The sequence below is a fragment of the Gottfriedia luciferensis genome (assembly GCF_002156865.1).
In the GTDB taxonomy this organism is placed as follows: domain Bacteria; phylum Bacillota; class Bacilli; order Bacillales; family Bacillaceae_G; genus Gottfriedia; species Gottfriedia luciferensis.
This window is the reverse complement of the sequence record NZ_NCTA01000001.1, coordinates 221,581-239,906: the sequence shown is the minus strand read 5'-3', so window position 1 is coordinate 239,906 and position 18,326 is coordinate 221,581. Positions and strand designations below refer to the sequence as shown.

Annotated in this window: 19 protein-coding genes; 15 read left to right on the top strand and 4 right to left on the bottom strand. The window is 34.5% G+C overall.

The window, feature by feature from the left end:
- The first annotated feature begins 5 nt into the window (after window positions 1-5).
- The 9 genes from B7R67_RS01200 (at window position 6) to B7R67_RS01160 (ending at window position 6,178) form a co-directional block, all read left to right on the top strand.
- Window positions 6-1,127: an amidohydrolase/deacetylase family metallohydrolase gene (locus B7R67_RS01200; protein ID WP_088066772.1), complete on the top strand. Its 1,122-nt coding sequence runs from the start codon at window positions 6-8 to the stop codon at window positions 1,125-1,127.
- Complete coding sequence (locus B7R67_RS01195; protein ID WP_088066770.1) at window positions 1,124-1,474, top strand: PRD domain-containing protein; 351 nt, start codon at window positions 1,124-1,126, stop codon at window positions 1,472-1,474. Before B7R67_RS01200 ends, B7R67_RS01195 begins: the two co-directional genes overlap by 4 nt.
- 13 nt (window positions 1,475-1,487) lie before the next feature.
- The gene (locus B7R67_RS01190) at window positions 1,488-1,847 is read left to right on the top strand and encodes an SFCGS family glycine-rich protein (protein ID WP_088066768.1); all 360 of its coding nucleotides are present in this window, start codon (window positions 1,488-1,490) and stop codon (window positions 1,845-1,847) included.
- Window positions 1,848-1,851: 4 nt separating this feature from the next.
- On the top strand, window positions 1,852-2,202 hold the full coding sequence (locus B7R67_RS01185) for a DUF4312 family protein (RefSeq protein WP_088066766.1): 351 nt from the start codon (window positions 1,852-1,854) through the stop codon (window positions 2,200-2,202).
- Window positions 2,203-2,214: 12 nt separating this feature from the next.
- On the top strand, window positions 2,215-3,000 hold the full coding sequence (locus B7R67_RS01180; protein ID WP_088066764.1) for a DUF4311 domain-containing protein: 786 nt from the start codon (window positions 2,215-2,217) through the stop codon (window positions 2,998-3,000).
- Window positions 3,001-3,678 carry a DUF4310 family protein gene (locus B7R67_RS01175; protein ID WP_088066762.1) on the top strand — a complete coding sequence of 226 codons (678 nt, stop codon included), beginning with the start codon at window positions 3,001-3,003 and terminating at the stop codon, window positions 3,676-3,678. It abuts the gene before it with no gap.
- Between the two features lie 10 nt (window positions 3,679-3,688).
- Window positions 3,689-4,795: a DgaE family pyridoxal phosphate-dependent ammonia lyase gene (locus B7R67_RS01170; protein ID WP_088066760.1), complete on the top strand. Its 1,107-nt coding sequence runs from the start codon at window positions 3,689-3,691 to the stop codon at window positions 4,793-4,795.
- The gene (locus B7R67_RS01165; protein WP_088066758.1) at window positions 4,796-5,512 is read left to right on the top strand and encodes a KDGP aldolase; all 717 of its coding nucleotides are present in this window, start codon (window positions 4,796-4,798) and stop codon (window positions 5,510-5,512) included. It abuts the gene before it with no gap.
- Between the two features lie 120 nt (window positions 5,513-5,632).
- On the top strand, window positions 5,633-6,178 hold the full coding sequence (locus B7R67_RS01160) for a hypothetical protein (RefSeq protein ID WP_088066756.1): 546 nt from the start codon (window positions 5,633-5,635) through the stop codon (window positions 6,176-6,178).
- Between the two features lie 1,499 nt (window positions 6,179-7,677).
- Here B7R67_RS01160 and B7R67_RS01155 read toward each other — a convergent pair.
- Entirely contained in the window at window positions 7,678-9,060 is a 1,383-nt protein-coding gene (locus tag B7R67_RS01155) for a hypothetical protein (RefSeq protein ID WP_088066755.1), read from the bottom strand.
- A 323-nt stretch (window positions 9,061-9,383) separates the two neighbouring features.
- On the opposite strand from B7R67_RS01155, the gene B7R67_RS01150 reads away from it, so the two are divergent.
- The gene (locus tag B7R67_RS01150) at window positions 9,384-10,883 is read left to right on the top strand and encodes a malate:quinone oxidoreductase (protein WP_088066753.1); all 1,500 of its coding nucleotides are present in this window, start codon (window positions 9,384-9,386) and stop codon (window positions 10,881-10,883) included.
- Window positions 10,884-10,935: 52 nt separating this feature from the next.
- On the opposite strand, the gene B7R67_RS01145 is transcribed toward B7R67_RS01150, so the two are convergent.
- Complete coding sequence (locus B7R67_RS01145; RefSeq protein WP_088066751.1) at window positions 10,936-12,207, bottom strand: cation:proton antiporter; 1,272 nt, start codon at window positions 12,205-12,207, stop codon at window positions 10,936-10,938.
- 177 nt (window positions 12,208-12,384) lie between these two features.
- Here B7R67_RS01145 and B7R67_RS01140 point away from each other — a divergent pair, with 177 nt between their 5' ends.
- From B7R67_RS01140 to B7R67_RS01120, 5 genes are all read left to right on the top strand, one after another.
- Window positions 12,385-13,725, top strand: a complete 1,341-nt coding sequence (locus B7R67_RS01140; protein ID WP_088066749.1) for a TrkH family potassium uptake protein — start codon at window positions 12,385-12,387, stop codon at window positions 13,723-13,725.
- A gap of 27 nt (window positions 13,726-13,752) precedes the next feature.
- A complete protein-coding gene (locus tag B7R67_RS01135; protein ID WP_208615616.1) occupies window positions 13,753-14,409 on the top strand; it encodes a potassium channel family protein in 657 nt (218 codons plus the stop codon).
- 269 nt (window positions 14,410-14,678) lie between these two features.
- A complete protein-coding gene (gene mutT / locus B7R67_RS01130) occupies window positions 14,679-15,068 on the top strand; it encodes an 8-oxo-dGTP diphosphatase MutT (protein WP_088066745.1) in 390 nt (129 codons plus the stop codon).
- Between the two features lie 340 nt (window positions 15,069-15,408).
- The gene (locus tag B7R67_RS01125) at window positions 15,409-16,386 is read left to right on the top strand and encodes an HNH endonuclease (protein WP_235822054.1); all 978 of its coding nucleotides are present in this window, start codon (window positions 15,409-15,411) and stop codon (window positions 16,384-16,386) included.
- Window positions 16,387-16,484: 98 nt separating this feature from the next.
- Window positions 16,485-16,817: a nucleoside triphosphate pyrophosphohydrolase gene (locus B7R67_RS01120; RefSeq protein WP_235822053.1), complete on the top strand. Its 333-nt coding sequence runs from the start codon at window positions 16,485-16,487 to the stop codon at window positions 16,815-16,817.
- A 128-nt stretch (window positions 16,818-16,945) separates the two neighbouring features.
- On the opposite strand, the gene B7R67_RS01115 is transcribed toward B7R67_RS01120, so the two are convergent.
- Together B7R67_RS01115 and B7R67_RS01110 are read right to left on the bottom strand one after the other, a co-directional pair.
- The gene (locus B7R67_RS01115; RefSeq protein WP_088066743.1) at window positions 16,946-17,608 is read right to left on the bottom strand and encodes an amino acid ABC transporter permease; all 663 of its coding nucleotides are present in this window, start codon (window positions 17,606-17,608) and stop codon (window positions 16,946-16,948) included.
- 12 nt (window positions 17,609-17,620) lie between these two features.
- Entirely contained in the window at window positions 17,621-18,259 is a 639-nt protein-coding gene (locus B7R67_RS01110; protein WP_088066741.1) for an amino acid ABC transporter permease, read from the bottom strand.
- Window positions 18,260-18,326 lie beyond the last annotated feature (67 nt).

The following is an 18,326-nucleotide window of genomic DNA, read 5'->3' as shown; positions in this document are numbered from 1 at the left end:
GTCTAATGATGAAAAATCGAGTCATTCTTAAAAATGGTTATGCTGTTGATCCTGAAACATTGACAATTGAAAAACGTGATATTGCCATTTTAGATGGTAAGTTCGAAAAGCTGGAAGTCTTATTGCAATTTGAGGATATCGAAGTAATTGATATTAAAGGTAGCTATGTAGCACCTGGATTTATTGATTTACATGTTCATGTATTTAAAGACTATACAGAGCTTGGTATCGATCCAGATCTAATTGGAATTCAACAAGGTGTTACAACAATTGTCGATGCAGGGAGTGCAGGTGCTCAAAATTATTCAACCTTTAAAGAAACGGTAATTGACCATAGTAAAACTGAGATTCTATCATTCTTAAATATATCTAGAAAAGGGTTATGCCACGGTTTATCTGAGCTTTCAAATCTAGAGGATTTAATGACAATTGAAGAAGCGAAAGAAATGAAAAATAATCCTAGTATAGTAGGGTTAAAGGCACGAATGAGTGGTTCAGTTGTAAAAGAAAGTGGAATTAAACCACTGGAACATGCTAGGGAAGTAGCTGATCAACTTGATTTTCCGATTATGGTTCATATTGGAAATCCACCACCAAATTTAACTGAAATATTTCCTCTATTAAAAAAGGGAGATATTGTAACGCACGCTTTTCACGGTAAAAAACATGGAATACTAAGTGATTCAGGTGAAATGATTCATGAAGCATTTGAAGCTTTAGAGCGTGGAGTTTGTTTTGATGTGGGACATGGAACTTCGAGCTTTAGTTATGAAACTTTAAAAAAGTTTAAATCGAAATATAACTATCCATTTACAGTCAGTACAGATATTTATCTTAAAAATTATAAAAAACCAGTTGGTAGTTTAATGCAAACAATGTCTAAACTACTTGAACTTGGTTATCCGTTAGAAGTACTTGTTAAAAAGGTAACAAAGGATGCTGCAAATACAATCCGTCTTTCTGACCAAGGTACATTCAAGGTTGGTACTAGAGCAGATGTAACTGTATTTGAAATTATTGATGGAAATGAAACTTTAATTGACTCTGAAGGAAAAGAATTACATTGTAAAAAATTACTAAAACCGAATTTGACGATCAGAGAAGGAAAGGTTGTTTTTAAAAAATGAGTAAACAAGGGATGGAAGAACAAATTGAAGTTCTTCTTCAAAAAAGTGGGAATGCGATAATTTGTAAAGAGTTGTTGATCAATACTCAAAACTTATTAATAGAAGAGAAAGTTAAGATGAATGATACACAATGGCTATCATTAACATCACATCTATCAGCAATGGTTTATCGATCGATTCATAAGGAGCAAATTGCACCGATTGATGTGAATTTGTTTAATGAGGTTTCACTCGAATCAATTAATCTAGCAGAAAAAATATGTATGATGTTGCCAAATTTACATGTAGATGAAAAATACTTGCTTTCAATTCATTTTGAAGCTGCAAAAATGAATCATTCATTATAAGGAGGTTACTAAAATGAGCGAAGTGGTTATCGTCATTGGAGATCGTTTAGGGAAAGGTCAAAATGTTGCAAAAGGAATTGAGGCAGCAGGTGGAAAAGCGATTGTAATAGATGGGTTTGGTGCAGATATGAAATTAGGTGACGTAATGAAAGCTGAAAATGCTGACTTAGGAATCTCATTTTGTGGAAGTGGAGGAGCAGGGGCAATTACTGCTCAGTCAAAATATGGCTATCCAGCTCATTATGGAATGCGCTCTATTGAAGAGGGGATAACTGCAATTCAAGAAGGTAAGAAGGTACTAGGATTTGGGTTTATGGATGTAGAAGAACTAGGAAAAAGAATAACTGAAGCATTCCTGAAAGTAAGAGGATAGACCGATGGAAAAAACGTTAAAACAAACGGTTTGTGTTGAAGGAGTAGGAAACACAAAAGAACAAGCAATCAGTATCGCGTTAGGAAATATACAGAAAAAAATACTTTCAGAGCAAAAAGGAATGATCATTCGAATCGAGCCTTTACATGTAGAAGTAATTGAAGCGAAAGAATTGACGTACACAGAACGTTTTCTGTTCATTTTCTTTCCGCGCAAAAGACAAAAATATAAGGTTGTACTGGATGTTGATGTAAATCTTTTTATCCTTGAAGTAGATAAAATTCAATTTGAACAAGTCGAACAATCAAATAGTGTAATGAATTCAATATTAGGTGGACAGCAATCAATGAGATAGGCGGTGGATTTTATGGAAATGGTTGAAATTATATTTAAGTCGATCATTATTGGAGCTCTAGTTGGCTTGAGTGTAGGTGCTGGTGCAGCTCGTATGTTTCATGCTCCAAAGGTACAAGGAATGGGTGCGTTTCGTACATTGGGTGAGTTAAATGCTTGTGCAGGAGATGCAGCTTCACATTTTTCATTCGGATTAGGATTTTTCTTTAATGCATGGGCTTCCTCAGTAGGTGCTGGTGCGTTTACACAAGACGTTGATCATCGAATTATTCCAAACTGGGCAGCGGCTGTATTAATGCGAAAAGGTAGAAAACCAGAAGACACTTTGCATAATCCAAAGAAAATGGCCATTGCAGGAGCAATTATTGGTGTCTTAGTTGTAACTTTTTTGAACTCAACAGCTTCAGCAATTCCTGAATCACTTCAAGCAATAGCTTTAAAAGTACTAGTACCAGCAGCAAATTTATTAATTAATCCGGTCATGCCTGTTATCTTCTGGCTAGCAGCATTGGATGCTGGAAAACGTTCTGGTATGTGGGGAACAATCTTTGGTGGAATTGCTCACCTTGTAATGGGAAATGCAGTACCCGGTGTTGTTCTTGGGATCTTAATTGGTAAAGGTGTCGACGAAAATGGTTGGAATAAGGTAACCAAAACTTTATTAACATCGGTCATTATTTTATTTGTATGTAGTGCTTTCTTCCGAGGCTTCGATATTAATTTCATAAGAGGATTTAATTTAGATGTACCAAATTGGTTAATTAATCTTCATAAAATGCTTGGATTAGAGGTGAAATAAATGAGTACTGAAGTAGTAAATAATAAAAATGAAGTCAGTCTCCAAAAGAATTTTTGGTATGCGGATTGGTCATTTCCGATATTTGTAGCCCTATTATCTGCAGGAGTGTTTGCTGGGACACATATGTATTATGTCTATAAAATTGGTGCATTTAATGATGTTGCAATCGTCGCAATGCTTCAGGCAGGTATTGAAGGAGCAGGATACGGCGCTGCAGCAGCTTTCGGTGCGAGTTTCTTATTTGCTCGTGTATTAGAAGGGTCACTAGTCGGAATTTTAGATATTGGTGGAGCCATTCAGACGGGAATTGGAATTGGGGTACCGGCAGTTTTACTAGGGGCGGGTATTACAGCACCAATTGATTCATTTGCTCTTTCATTAATTACTGGTGCAGTTTTAGGTCTTGTAACCGGGTATATCATTATTGGAATTCGTAAGTTTACTGTTAAACAATCTAATTCAACTTTTGGTGCAGATGTAATGATGGGTGCTGGTAATGCATCAGGTCGCTTTTTAGGGCCATTAATTATTATTTCAGCTTGCTCAGCATCCATCCCAATTGGAGTTGGATCAGTTATAGGCGCAGCAATTTTCTATGCATGGAAAAAACCAGTTGCTGGTGGTGCAATTTTAGGTGCAATGCTGTTAGGAGCATTCTTTCCAATACCGATACAATGAGGTGTAAAACATGGGGATATATGAATCATTAGGCTTAAGAAAAGTCATTAATGCTAGTGGAAAGATGACTGCTTTAGGAGCTTCAGCGGTTACTGACAAGATTGCTGAAGCAGTAAAAAATGCAACTCAGGATTATGTTGAAATCGATCAATTAATCGAATATGCAGGAACAGTCATTGCAGAACATACAGGTGCAGAAGATGGTTGTCCTACAAGTAGTGCAGCTGCGGGTATAGCCATTTCAACTGCAGCCGTTATAGCAGGAAAAAAATTATCTTTAATTGAAAAAATGCCCAATTCAGATGGCCTAAAAAACGAGATTATTATTCAAAAAGGACATCAAGTACATTTCGGTGGAAGTATCGACCAAATGATTCGTCTTGGTGGAGGAAAAGTCATTGAAGTTGGTAATGCAAATAAGGTAGAAGTGGATCATATACAAGAAGCGATATCAGATAAAACGGCGGCAATCTTTTACGTAAAATCACATCATGCTGTTCAAAAAGGTATGGTATCAGTTGAAAAAATGATCGAGATTGCACAGAAACATGCGATTCCATTTATCATTGATGCTGCAGCGGAAGAGGACTTTAAAAAGTATATAAAAATGGGTGCTGACATTGCGGTTTATAGTGGAGGAAAAGCGTTAGAAGGGCCAACTTCAGGTTTCATTTGTGGAAAAAAAGAGCTGATGGAAGCTTGCCGGAAACAATATAAAGGTGTTGGGCGAGCAATGAAGGTAGGAAAAGAAAATATTACTGGCTTGATTACTGCACTAAATGAGTACCCATTTAAAGAAGATCATGTAGAAGTACAAATCGAGCGGATGACTAGCTTATGCAATTCATTAAATGAAATTGAAGGTTTATCTTGTTCGATTAAACAAGATGAAGCAGGGAGAGCAATTTACCGGGCACAAATCGAAGTGAATCCAGCAAAAGCTGGAATCGATGCGGAATCGCTTTTACATAAACTTGAATCTGGGAACCCTGCCATTTATTTAAGACATCATTACGTCAATATTGGAATTTTATCAGTTGATCCCCGTCCACTGCTCGAAGGACAAGAAACAATCATAGCAAATGAGATTAAAAGAATACTAGCTGAGGTGAAATAAATGAAAGAAAAAGTAATTTTCAACGTACTTGCAAAAGACTTAGAAAATGCAAAAGAAATTGCAGAAATCGGCGGAGATCGCGTTTTAATCGGTGTGATGATGAAGGGATTTGAATCTGAAGAAGCAGCGATAGCACACGTTCAAGCATATCAAGAAAATGGCGTACATGTTTCAGTTGGACTTGGTGCCGGTGACCCAAGCATGTGGAAGATGGTTGCAAATGTATCATCGATTACTAAACCAAAGCATATTAATCAAGTATTCCCAGCTGCTGGTTATACACTTGGAAGAATGGAACAAGTAGATTCTAAAAATACAATTGTAAATGCTTTGATTGAACCATCGGGTGAAGTAGGGAAAGTTATTATTTCAACTGGTCCTTCAAGCTATGAAAAACGTGAGAAAGTATCATGTGACATGGCAGCATCAATGCTTTCAGAAATTGGCGTTCATTCAGTTAAGTTTTATCCGATTGATGCTGTGAATCGTTTGGATGAAGTAGCGGCAATGGTAAGAGCAGCAGTTGATGCTGGGATTAACGTTTTTGAACCGACTGGTGGGATTGATATGGAGAATGTTCAGGTGATTGTTGAGACATGTTTAGAGAATGGAGCGGAGTTGGTCATTCCTCATTTGTATACTTCTCTAGTTGATAAGGATAGTGGAAAGACTGAAGTTGAGAAGGTAAAGAGATTGTTGAATATGGAATGGAATTGATTGTGAGCCCTTTTTTAAGGGCTTTTTTTGCTATCTAAATATGAAATTTTCACATTTTTAAGCAACTGGGAAATATTTCATTTTATTATTAGAAAGAAGTCTACACATTGGAGGATCTAAATGTCATTAACTTTATTTTTATTATTCATTCCATTAGTGGTGTTAATTATCATAATTGCTAAGAATCAGTTAATGCAAATGGGTGGAGAAAATAACAATCTTGTACTCAAGCTGCAAAATGCTAATTGGTTTCAAAATAAGTGGAAATCAGGATTATTCTTGTTTGGCATGAATGCTAGTTTGTTTTTTATTTCATGTCTATGTATTTATCTAATTATGTTTCTTTTAATTCCTTTTCTACATTTGTTTGTAATGCTTTTTGCTGTCATTGGAAGTGTTTATATGTGGATCATTATTAATAATGCATGGCAAGGTACAAACAAAAATCGGATTATCCTAGGATTAGTTGGTAGTAGTTTTTATGTAATCATGTCTTTAATATTCTTATATAAGATAGTAAATTTAAAACCTTCTTATCCTGGTGAAGATACTTTTATGAGTTTTATCGGATTAGCAATAGCTATAGTAGTTACTACAGTTGCATTTATTACATGTTTAATTTTTACTGGATTTTCTAAAAAGAAAGCAGAGGGTTTTATTAAGTAATGAAAAGAAAATCAGTATCAGAATACATACATAGAACACGAGGAATTATATATGACTAGAAAGTTAATTGGACTTATCATAATTACTATTTATGTGTTTACTTGCTTTGCTGTCATATCAACGCCAATATTAGCTCACAAACATTTTCAATAGGTTACAAAATACATGGATATATCCATTAATAGAAGTAAGCGTGAGTCCTTATTTGATATGTTGTATTTCATATTAGATACGTTTGTTAAACTTAATATTGATATACTTCAACTATTGATATACTAAAACTACATTTAAGAATTAACATATAAGGCCTCCAATCCCTATTATTAATACACATAAAAATAATAAAAAACTTAAAATAATATATTGATAGTTTCGTTTAGTTCGAGGCATTATTATAAAGATAATTAAGTAACTTAATAAAAATAAACATGATACTATGACATTAACGATGTCATCTATGGTAAAACGTGTATTTAACATAATAAAGAAAAACTGCATCCCTGAGGAAATAGATAGTATTCTATACAAGGGAAAAGCTTTCTCTTCCTTTAGGAAAATATTCTCATCCATAATCTGCATTTCTCCTTTTTTTACTATTTTTTAGTATATTTTGGATGATTTTTCTTTAAGTTAATAAAACACAAAAATATCCCGAGTAATGAACCTATTAATATATATTTAAATGTAATGGGTTCATATGAAAAATTAATAAACATTACTATCAATAAAACTAGGTAGCTTCCTTCTATTAATGTGTTATAGATTAAGTATTTTTTCATTTTCAACACTCCGTGTATTCAGTTTTGGTATCACCAGCTGATGCCGTTCTATCGTGCATAATTCAATTTTAACAAAATTATTTTATTAAAATTTTGCTTTGCTGGTATATTTTGTGAAATTCTAGTTTTAAATATGAAACCATAAAATTCAAAATTGAAATAAACTTTTTACTAGAATAGCATAAAATATAATATATAAAGATTATTGTATATGGAAAAAAGAAAAGTACTCTTAGCTATTTTACGCCGAATGAATTCGAGAAAATGTATTCAGTCACAGTCTAAAACTATTTTATTTCAGATGTATGGTGTTACGATAAAAGATAAATGAGGTGATCGGCATGGAAGGTACTTTATTTAATATAATTCTTTTAGCAGGTATCGTTGCTAGTATTTGGGGAATGGTGTATTGTGCTAAATATGTAAAAAAATTAGAAAACAAAAATAAATAAGAACGTAATATAAAAGATGATATTTCGAAAAAGTATGAGTTCTTTTCATATGACAACGGTAAATCGAAAGACTGTAAGGTCGAGATTTTATGGTGTTGACAGATTCATTAATCACGGACCATGAGGATAATAAAAGTCTATTCTCACTTAAAATATAAAAAATGACAAAAGTGGTTCGGAATAAGATCATTCTGAACCCCTTTTTGTCGATAATCGGAAATACGAGATACTTTTATAAGTATCTCGTATTATATTATTTAATTAAATCTTAAATCAAAAATATCGCAACAACAGTAGTAACAACCAATCCAATCAACACCGGTAACAAATTCCTCCTAGCCAATTCAAACGGACTAACATTACAAATAGCCGCGGCAGGAATTAGCGCCCATGGGATTAATGTTCCGCCACCAACCCAGATCGCTGCAATTTGCCCCATAGCTGTAAGTGTTGCAACCCCATGACCAATTGCTGTTGCAAATAACGAAGCAACAGATCCTGCAAGTGAAATGCCAGAGAAACCTGATCCATCTAACCCTGTAATAGCTCCAACAGTTGTTAATGTCACTCCTGCTACGCCAGGGTTTACTGGTACTGAGTGTGCTAATGCGAATCCTAAATCATTTACGATTCCGTGTGATCCTTTTGGTAAGTAATCACCGATAATTGCAGTAAACCCACTATCACCAAGATAGAAGAAGGCTGCAATTGGAATGACTGGTCCAAATACTTTGAATCCGAATTTGAAGCCGTGGATTAAATAGTTTGTAACTTCTTCAAAGCCTTTATTTTTATGTCCGAGCATTGAAAGAATTGATAGGATGATGAGTGAAGTTCCTCCGATTAATGCTGTTGCATCTCCACCTTGTAAGTTGAAATGGACCATTGCCCAAATATCGACTGCAAATAGGATGAAAATCAGAGCGGCCATCCATTTTTGTTGTGTTGAAGAAAGAAGATATTCCTCAGTTTTGGAATCGTTTTCAGTTATTTCTACTGGTAAGAGACCATTTTTCATATCTCGTTTTAAGAAATAGAAAGCAACTACAGTTGTCACTACACCCATAACGATAACAAGTGGAATGCTAGCGTGAATGACGTCAGAAACTGGAATGCCAGCTGCGTCGGCAGTTAGTTTTGGTGCACCTTGGATAACGTAATCTGAAGAAAGAGCGATACCGTGCCCGAATAAGTTCATTGCCATTGCTACACCTAATGCTGGTAAACCAACTCTTAATGCTACTGGCAGTAATACTGCACCAATTAGTGCAACAGCCGGAGATGGCCAGAAAAACCATGATACAACCATCATAACGATCCCAATTGTCCAATATGCTAATGTAGCGTTTCTCATTACTTTTGTAAATGGACTGATGAGTGCTTGGTGTACACCGCTATCAGTTAGTGCTTTACTCATTGAAACGATAATTGAGATAACCAATATGGTTGAAAGTAATTCTGTGATGGCGTATATGAAACTTGAGAACAAGATGCTGACGGAACTAGTTAGTGACTGTGTTGCTACTAGTCCTAATAGAAAGATTCCTACAAGGCAAACTAGGCTTGTGTCACGTCTTAAAATTAAAAATAAAATAATTAAACCTATAAATGCTACATAAAGCCAGTGAATGGCAGTTAAGTCGACGTGCATAAAATTCACCCCTTTTTAGGCTATATATTGATTAGCAATATATGCATTTGCCTATATGTGGGTGATGAAATTGAAAGATTAAATATCTTTAATTTAGATTTTCTTTTCTAAAAACTAACGTTAAAATGTGATATACTAATATTAAATAATTAAATCAAATGTGTTATACTATTTTTTAGATTGTAATAAAATAGATGATATACTTATAATATTTTCAATTTGAAACAGAAAAATTGTATTCCTAGTTGGCACTTTGCTTTTTGTATACCCGAGCAGGAGCGCCTACTCTTTTAAGCAAATATTTGGGATGAGGATGGATAATAATGAGCAACATACAGAAAAAAACAGACGTTATCTTAATTGGAGCCGGAGTTATGAGCGCGACTTTGGGATCTTTACTGAAAGAGTTAGTACCTGAATGGGAAATCACAGTGTTTGAAAAATTAGCAAATGCAGGAGAAGAAAGCTCTAACGAATGGAATAATGCAGGGACGGGGCATGCTGCATTATGTGAGCTAAACTATACAAATGAAAAAGAGGATGGATCAATCGACATTAGTAAAGCGATAAAAATTAACGAACAGTTTCAGCTTTCTAGACAATATTGGTCATATCTTGTGAAAAATAATTTAATTAGCAATCCACAAGATTTTATTAAACCTATTCCTCATATGAGTTTAGTACAAGGTGATGAAAATGTATCGTTTTTGAAAAAACGTTTTGAAGCACTTTCAAACAATCCATTGTTTCAAGGAATGGAATTTTCGGATGCACCTGAAAAACTAAAGGAATGGATTCCATTAATCATGGAAGGTCGTACTTCGGATGAGGCAATCGCAGCAACTAAAATTGACTCAGGTACAGATGTTAACTTTGGTGCTTTAACAAGAATGTTATTTGAGCACTTGGAAAGTAAAAATGTAGAAATCAACTACAAACATACTGTTAAAGATATTAAACGTACAAGTGACGGGTCTTGGGAATTAAAAGTTCATAATATTGATAGTGGTAATATTGAATATCATACTGCAAAATTCGTCTTTATTGGTGGTGGAGGCGGAAGCTTACCTTTATTACAAAAGACAGGCATTCCAGAGTCAAAACATGTTGGGGGATTCCCAGTAAGCGGGTTGTTTTTAGTATGTAATAATCCAGAGGTTGTAGAGCAACATCATGCTAAAGTTTACGGAAAAGCTAAAGTCGGTGCTCCACCTATGTCTGTTCCACATCTTGATACGAGATATATCGACAACAAAAAATCATTATTGTTTGGACCTTTTGCAGGTTTCTCACCTAAATTCTTAAAAACAGGTTCTAATTTTGATTTAATTGGATCTGTTAAACCGAATAATGTTATGACGATGCTTGCAGCAGGTGTAAAAGAAATGGCTCTGACAAAGTATCTTATCCAGCAAGTTATGTTATCAAATGAAAAACGAATTGATGAGTTACGTGAGTTTATTCCGAACGCTAAAAGCGAGGATTGGGACATTGTCGTAGCTGGACAACGAGTACAAGTTATTAAAGATACTGAAGCAGGAAAAGGAACTCTTCAATTTGGTACGGAAGTAATTCATGCGAAAGATGGTTCAATCGCTGCGTTATTAGGTGCTTCACCAGGAGCTTCGACAGCGGTTCACGTTATGCTTGAAGTTTTAGAAAAATGCTTCCCACAATATATGAAGGAATGGGAACCGAAAATAATGGAGATGATTCCTTCGTATGGCGTTTCACTAATGGACAATCCAGAGTTTTTTGAGGAGATTCATACTTCTACAGCAAAAGTGCTTGGTTTAGTGGAGAAGGAACTGGCTTATAATTAATAGAGGGAAAACCTTTAATCTTATATCGATTAAAGGTTTTTTTGTGATCAGTTTATTTGATGTCTACTGCTTTTTTCATCCCATGATTAGGTTCATCAATCGTAATCCCTAACTTTTTAGCTACATAACCTGTTGTACTTGCTTGAATCAGAATCGTCATTAAGATGGCGATAAATGTGACTGAAGTGATTTCACTTGAATATTTAACTCCAGCTGCAACAATCATACCGGAAAGAGCGGCAGGAATGACGCCAGTTTCACGGACCCAGAACATAAAGACAATTTCATTCCATTTCCATTTCGCCTTACGATCAGGCAAGGTACAGGCTAGTACTGTTAGTGGTCGAGCAATGAACATAAATACAAGAACAATTAAAATCCCTTGTACCCAGAACTCCTTTAAGATACGGAAATCAACTTGAGTACCTAATAAAATAAAGATTAGTTTCCTCATTATTAAAGTAATCGATTCTGAAAAGTGATAAACAGGAGAATTGGTTTCTTCTGAGATATGTAAACGAAATAAGTCCGGATTACCTAAAATAAGCCCAGCTGTAAAGGTAGCCATAAATCCACTAGAGTGAATAGAGCCTGCTAGCAAATAAGAGCTAATCGCTACAACCAAGTTAATGATTGTACTATATTTTCTTAAATGTCCCCAATTATGTTCCGATGTAAATAAAACACCTAGAAAACCGATGATTGTTCCAACTAAAATCCCGCCACCAGCTTCTCTAACGAAACTCCATATACTAGATGCCACTGATAATTGGGCATGTCCTTGAATGATTGCTAGTAATGTAAATGCCAAAATTGACCCGGTTGCATCATTAAAAGCCGATTCACTTTCAACCGTTTGTCTTACTTTTTCACGAATTGTAATTTGTTTAAAGACCGGAATCAAAGTCGCAGGATCCGTAGAAGCAATAACGGATGCAAGTAACAATGCATACAACATTGGTATATGTAATAAATAGAAAGCAGTTATCGCTACAACTGCAGCCGTTACGATTACACCTAAAACCGATAAAAGGGAAATCGTGATCCATACTTTTTTTAGGACTGAAACGTGAATCGCTCTTCCACCTTCAAACAAAATTAAAATTGATCCGAGTGTGATGATAAATTGATTAGCAACCGAATCATTCGCTATTCTAATGAAATTTAACAAGGAAGGACCAAGTAGGATCCCTACAATCATAAACATTGCTACATCCGGAATCTTTATCCATTCTGATAATTTTATAGCGATTAATCCTACAATTAGGACAAGCGTAATAATATATAAATTTTGTTGAACAACGCTCATAACATGCGATTCCATTTTTATTTCTCCTTTTAACTCTCTTCAATAATTTTAGAGTTGCCCCTTTACATCTGAAATATTAATTATTATCCCAAGAAACAATTATAAAACATTTTCAATGGGCACTCTATAAATGAAATTAATTGTAGAAGAGTTCTATATAAAAATAAGGAGAAAAGTGAGGATGATTCATGAATGAATAAAAAGCCATTAAGTTCACTAGATCCTTCAAAAGTTTTAGTAATGGGTTTTGCTCTTATCATATTATTAGGTGCGTTTTTACTTACACTTCCATTAGCCACTGTTGATGGGAATGGTCTGAAATGGTTAAATGCATTATTTACATCTACATCAGCAACATGTGTAACGGGACTTGTGGTAGTAGATACCGGTACTACATTCACTTTGTTCGGACAACTAGTAATTTTGTCTCTCATTCAAGTTGGTGGTTTAGGATTTATGACGTTTGCGACTTTTTTTGCTGTTTTATTAGGAAAAAGAATTTCCTTAAAAGAACGCTTATTATTACAAGAAGCGTTAAATAATATGACCTACGCAGGAATTGTCCGCTTAGTGAAAAGAATTCTTGTTTTTACAGTAGTAATTGAATTAGTTGGTGCGATTTTATTGGCCATTCGATTTGCTTTCGATATGCCACTTTCAAAAGCGATTTATTATGGAATATTCCATTCCATTTCAAATTTTAATAATGCAGGCTTTGATTTAATGGGCGAATTTAGTAGCTTAACTGGCTATGTTGAGGATCCTCTTGTAACAATCGTAGTTTGTGCATTGATCACATTAGGTGGAATTGGTTTCATTGTGATGAACGAGCTATATGAATACAAACAAACTCGACGTCTATCTTTACATTCAAAAGTAGTTCTTTATACAAGTGCTTGGCTACTAGTAATAGGAACTGTTCTAATATTTCTGTTTGAATTCAATAATCCAAAAACGATTCAACCATTATCAATGTCTGGAAAGTTTTTAGGGTCATTATATCAATCTGTTACGCCAAGGACTGCAGGTTCCAATACGCTTAATATTCCTGACTTAACACAACCGAGTCTGTTTATTATTACGATTCTTATGTTTATCGGAGCTTCTCCAGGATCTACTGGGGGTGGGATTAAAACGACTACATTTGCTACTTTATTAGGAGCAGTTCGGTCACAGATTAAAGGAAAAGAAGATGTTGTATTTTTTAAAAGAAGAGTAATGTATGAAACGATTTTTAAGGCACTGACAGTCATGGTAAGTGGTCTGATTTTAGTGATAACAGTTACCATGCTTTTAACGATTTCTGAGCACGGTAAAAACTTTTTAATGATTCTATTTGAAGCAACATCCGCGTTCGCAACGGTTGGCCTATCCATGGGATTGACTCCTGACTTAACGCCATTTGGAAGAATGCTCATTATCTTAACGATGTTTGCGGGAAGAGTAGGTCCATTAACCATTGCTTTTGCAGTTGCAATTCGAAGACATTCAGATCCTTTCAAACACCCAAAAGGAAAAATCACAATCGGATAATTTTTCATCTAGAGGAGCGATGCAATCATGAACAAACAATATGCAGTCATTGGACTAGGAAGATTCGGATCGGGCATTGTTAACACATTAATGAATCACGGAAATGAAGTATTGGCAATTGATCTTGATGAAAACCGTATAAATGAATTTGCCGATATCGCTACACATGCTGTAATTGCCGATTCAACGAATGAAGAAGCCTTGAGAGAAATAGGAATTGGAAATTTCGAAACTGTCATCGTAGCAATCGGAAATGATATGCAATCAAGTATCTTATCAACCCTAGTCTTAAGTGAGTTAAAAATTAACAAAATCGTAGCGAAAGCCTTAGATAAACGTCACGGAGATGTACTAAAAAAAGTCGGAGCTCATTGGGTTGTCTATCCTGATAAAGATATGGGAGAACGAGTAGCCCACCAGCTCATGTCCCCAAATGTCTTAAATTTTATCGAACTTGCCCAAAATTACAGCATTGAAGAAATCAAAGTACCTTCACAAATGGTAGGGAAAAGTATTAAGGATATAGATATTAGGGTTGAGTTTAATTTAACTGTAATTGCGATTAAGAGTAATGGGGTTGTTAATATTTCTCCTTCTCCGGATGAGGTGGTTCAAGCGGGGGATGTGTTGGTTATGATTGGGGAGAATCGGGATTTGCAGCGGTTTTCTAGTGTTGGTGGATGAGTTGGGTATGAGGTAAATTTTCTAGGGAATAGAAAGGTTTATTACATATTTAAATCAGTTTCATTGTATATTATAGGATCTGTTTTTTATATTCTTATCAAATTGTCAAATTTTGAATAAATAATAACCTCTACTTTGACAGGGTAGGGGTCATTGCTATTTTTTACTATTACAAAAGACAATTAGAAATAAGTAATCAAACTTTAAATAGATTTATCATCTCTTAAAAAGTATAATTTAGAAAAAATCAATATCTAAGGATGATAAAATTGAAAAAACAAATAAAAGTAGTAGGAGCAGTAATCCGAAACAATCAAAACCAAATACTCTGTGCCCTTAGGTCAGCAGATATGAGCCTGCCCAATCTATGGGAATTCCCAGGAGGGAAAATCGAGAAAAATGAACAACCAGAAGATGCCTTAATTCGAGAAATCGATGAAGAATTAGGATGTAAAATTAATGTCGGAGAACTTATTGAAGAGGTTGTTCATGAATATCCTGAAATTATTGTAGAACTATTAACTTACGAAGCTAAAATTATTAGTGGAAAACTAGTTGCTAAAGAACACGCTACATTAGAATGGGTTGAACTTTCAAATCTACAAAAACTGGAATGGGCACCTGCAGATGTACCAACAGTTGAAAAACTAATAAAATAGTAAAAAGGCGTTCTTTTAAAAAGAGCGCCTTTTATTTGTTTACTCTCAAAGAGTTAATCGAAATAATAAATAAAGATAATATAACTTCCTTACTCAAGAACTATACCTTGTAAAGCTCTAATCAGCCCTTGATGATTTTGATATTGGAAATTTTAAAAAGTAATGAGAAATCATTACTTTTTTATTTGTATTATTTTGTAAAAAAGTTCACAAAATGTACAAATTTAGAATACTATCGTAAAATAATTAGTGGGTATTTTTTATATTCTGAATTTTCATTCGAGTTATTGGGACTGGGGATATTTAAGTTAAACAAGGTTAGTATGGGGGAGTGTTTTTAATGATTGGACATAAAGAATTAATAGCAACATTACGAAAAAAATACCCTAAAAGAGTATTTTCAACTTACGTTTTAAAGAGAATGGTCGAATCTGGAATGCCTATTCATTCTAGTGGTAATTATGATCTTGCTGAAGTTGAACAATGGATAGAGAATAAGCAAAGTGAAATTGATAGTTTAGAAATTGGTTCAGTATTTACTAATAATGATTTGGTTCAAATTTTTGCTATTTCAAATCAAGGTGGTATGAGAAGATCACATGTAACAAACACTTTAGTAATATTTTCTGATCATACAAAAATGTATGATGATAAGTGGTACAATAACATATTACATTATACAGGTATGGGGCAAAATGATGATCAAGACATTAATTTTGGTCAAAATAAAACATTACTTGAAAGTAATATTAATGGTGTTAATGTATACTTATTCGAATCTTATAAGTCTAGAAACTATACTTTCGTTGGACAAGTTAAATTAGTTGCAGATCCATATCAAGCTACTCAAAAAGGGCAGGATAAAAGTGAAAGATTAGTTTGGATCTTTCCAGTTCAACCTATGGCAGATCAGTTTATTAAAAAAGTAATTATTGATGAAAACCAAAAAGATAAAGAAGCAGAAGCCGCTAAATTATCAATGGAGGAATTAAAAAACAAAGCAAAAGAAGCAAGTCAAAAGCCAAGTTCAAGAACAACGAGTTCAACAACTTATGAACGAGACCCGTATATTGCTGAGTTTACAAAACGCCGCGCAAACGGAACTTGTGATCTATGCAATCAACCTGCACCATTCAAAAATAAAATGGGTGAACCATATTTAGAATCTCATCATATCGAGTGGTTATCAAAAGGTGGCGAAGATTCTATAGAAAATACTGTAGCACTTTGTCCAAATTGCCATAAGAAAATGCACATTGTAAATGAGCAAAGTGATGTTAGTTTATTACAAAAAAAGTATGGTTCAATTAAGCTATAAATTTAATAAGACAAGAATAATGTTTTTATTCAAAAAATTAAAATGTGTACAGAAATATTTGTACGCATTTTTTCTTTAGCTGAAAAGGAGAGTACATAATGACTATTAAATACTATAACAAACTAGTAAGGGATAAAATTCCGGCAGTTATATCTAAATCTGGAAGCGACTATGAGACAGAAGTCCTAGATGAAAAAGAATATATCATAAAATTAAATGAGAAATTAAATGAAGAGCTTGAAGAGTTATACAACGCAACTCCTGAAGAAACAATAGGAGAAATAGCTGATATATTAGAGGTGCTTTATGCTCTAGCTGAAACGAAAGGAATTACAGTTGAAGAAATTGAGAAAGTAAGACTTCAAAAGAAAGAAGAGCGTGGAGGATTTAAAGAAAGAATTCTATTAAAACATGTTGTAGAGAATAAGTAATAAAACAAAAAAATGTGTACAGCTAAATCTGTACACATTTTTTGTTTTATTACCATTATTTATGGTAGATTTCTATTAATCTCTCCATCTAAAATAAAAAATCCGGACCATTTAAAGAACCGGATTTCCTAAATCTGCTTAATTTCAAATCTTCGAGCAACCAATGACAAAGCATAATTAACAATAAAATACATCAACGAAACAATCACCATTACTGGAATTACATATGATTCCTTCTGCGCATAAATAATCTGTCCATTATGCAATAAATCCGGCAATGCGATAACGACAGCTAGCGATGTATCCTTAAGTAGAGAAATAAACTGACTTACTAATGGCGGAACCATTCTTCTAAGGGCTTGAGGTAGGATGATATGGTGCAGTGTTTGGATGTAATTTAGTCCCGACGCACGCGCTGCTTCAATTTGTCCTTTTTCGATTGAGTTTAATCCACTTCGGATGATTTCTGAAATCATTGCGGACTCAAAAACAGTTAATGCTGCTATGGCTGCGGTTGTTATTTTCATCTCGATGCCGATTTCGGGTAAGGCAAAATAAGTAAAGAAAATAATGAGTAGTAGAGGTAGGTTTCGAATCGTCTCGACAATCGCGGTTAGTAATTGAGTAACAACGGGAATCCTCGTATATCTAAGAGTGCCAATAAGTCCACCAACGATGAAGCTAAGTATAATTGAGACTCCAGCAACTTTAAGTGTGACCCAAAATCCTTCTAGCAAAAACTTTAGATGGTCTAGTGTGTATACTTCAGTAAACGGAGCTAAAAAATCCATTGATGCACCTCCTTAATTACTTCTAGCCAAACGTTTTTCTAAATATGTTACTCCAAGGCTTAAAGGAATCGTTAAGACCAAATAAAATAAGGCTACAAAAATATAAGTATCAAACGTTACATATGTCATTGCAGAGATTAGATCACCTTGATACATTAAATCTCCACCAGCTACGACTGCTAAAAGTGATGAGTTTTTAACTAGATTAATAAATTGGTTACCAAGAGGGGGGATTACAATTTTTATAGCCTGGGGAAGTATAATGAATCTCATTGCCTGTCCGTAACTCAGACCTGTCGAGCGTGCTGCTTCCATTTGTCCATTTGGAACAGATAGGATACCAGCACGGATTGCTTCGGAAATGAAGGCGGCTGTATAGATCGTCAATCCGATTGTTCCTGCGATCATCCCACTAAAGCTTCCAGCTAAGTAAGTGAAAAATACGATAACTAGCACAGGTATATTACGAATAAATTCAACATATACCGAACCTAACCAGTTTAGTGGTTTAATTGGTGCAATTCGCATGACTGCAATTAATGTTCCTAATAGAAAACTACATAATAAAGCAATCAAACTAGTAAAAATGGTTACTTTTAAACCTTCTAAAAAATACTCCATATGATCTGTTAGAATCGAGAAATCAATCAAAGGATTTCCTCCTAATAATCAGGATGAACAGGTCCGTAAAAATACGGACTCTGCTGATCACGACGAT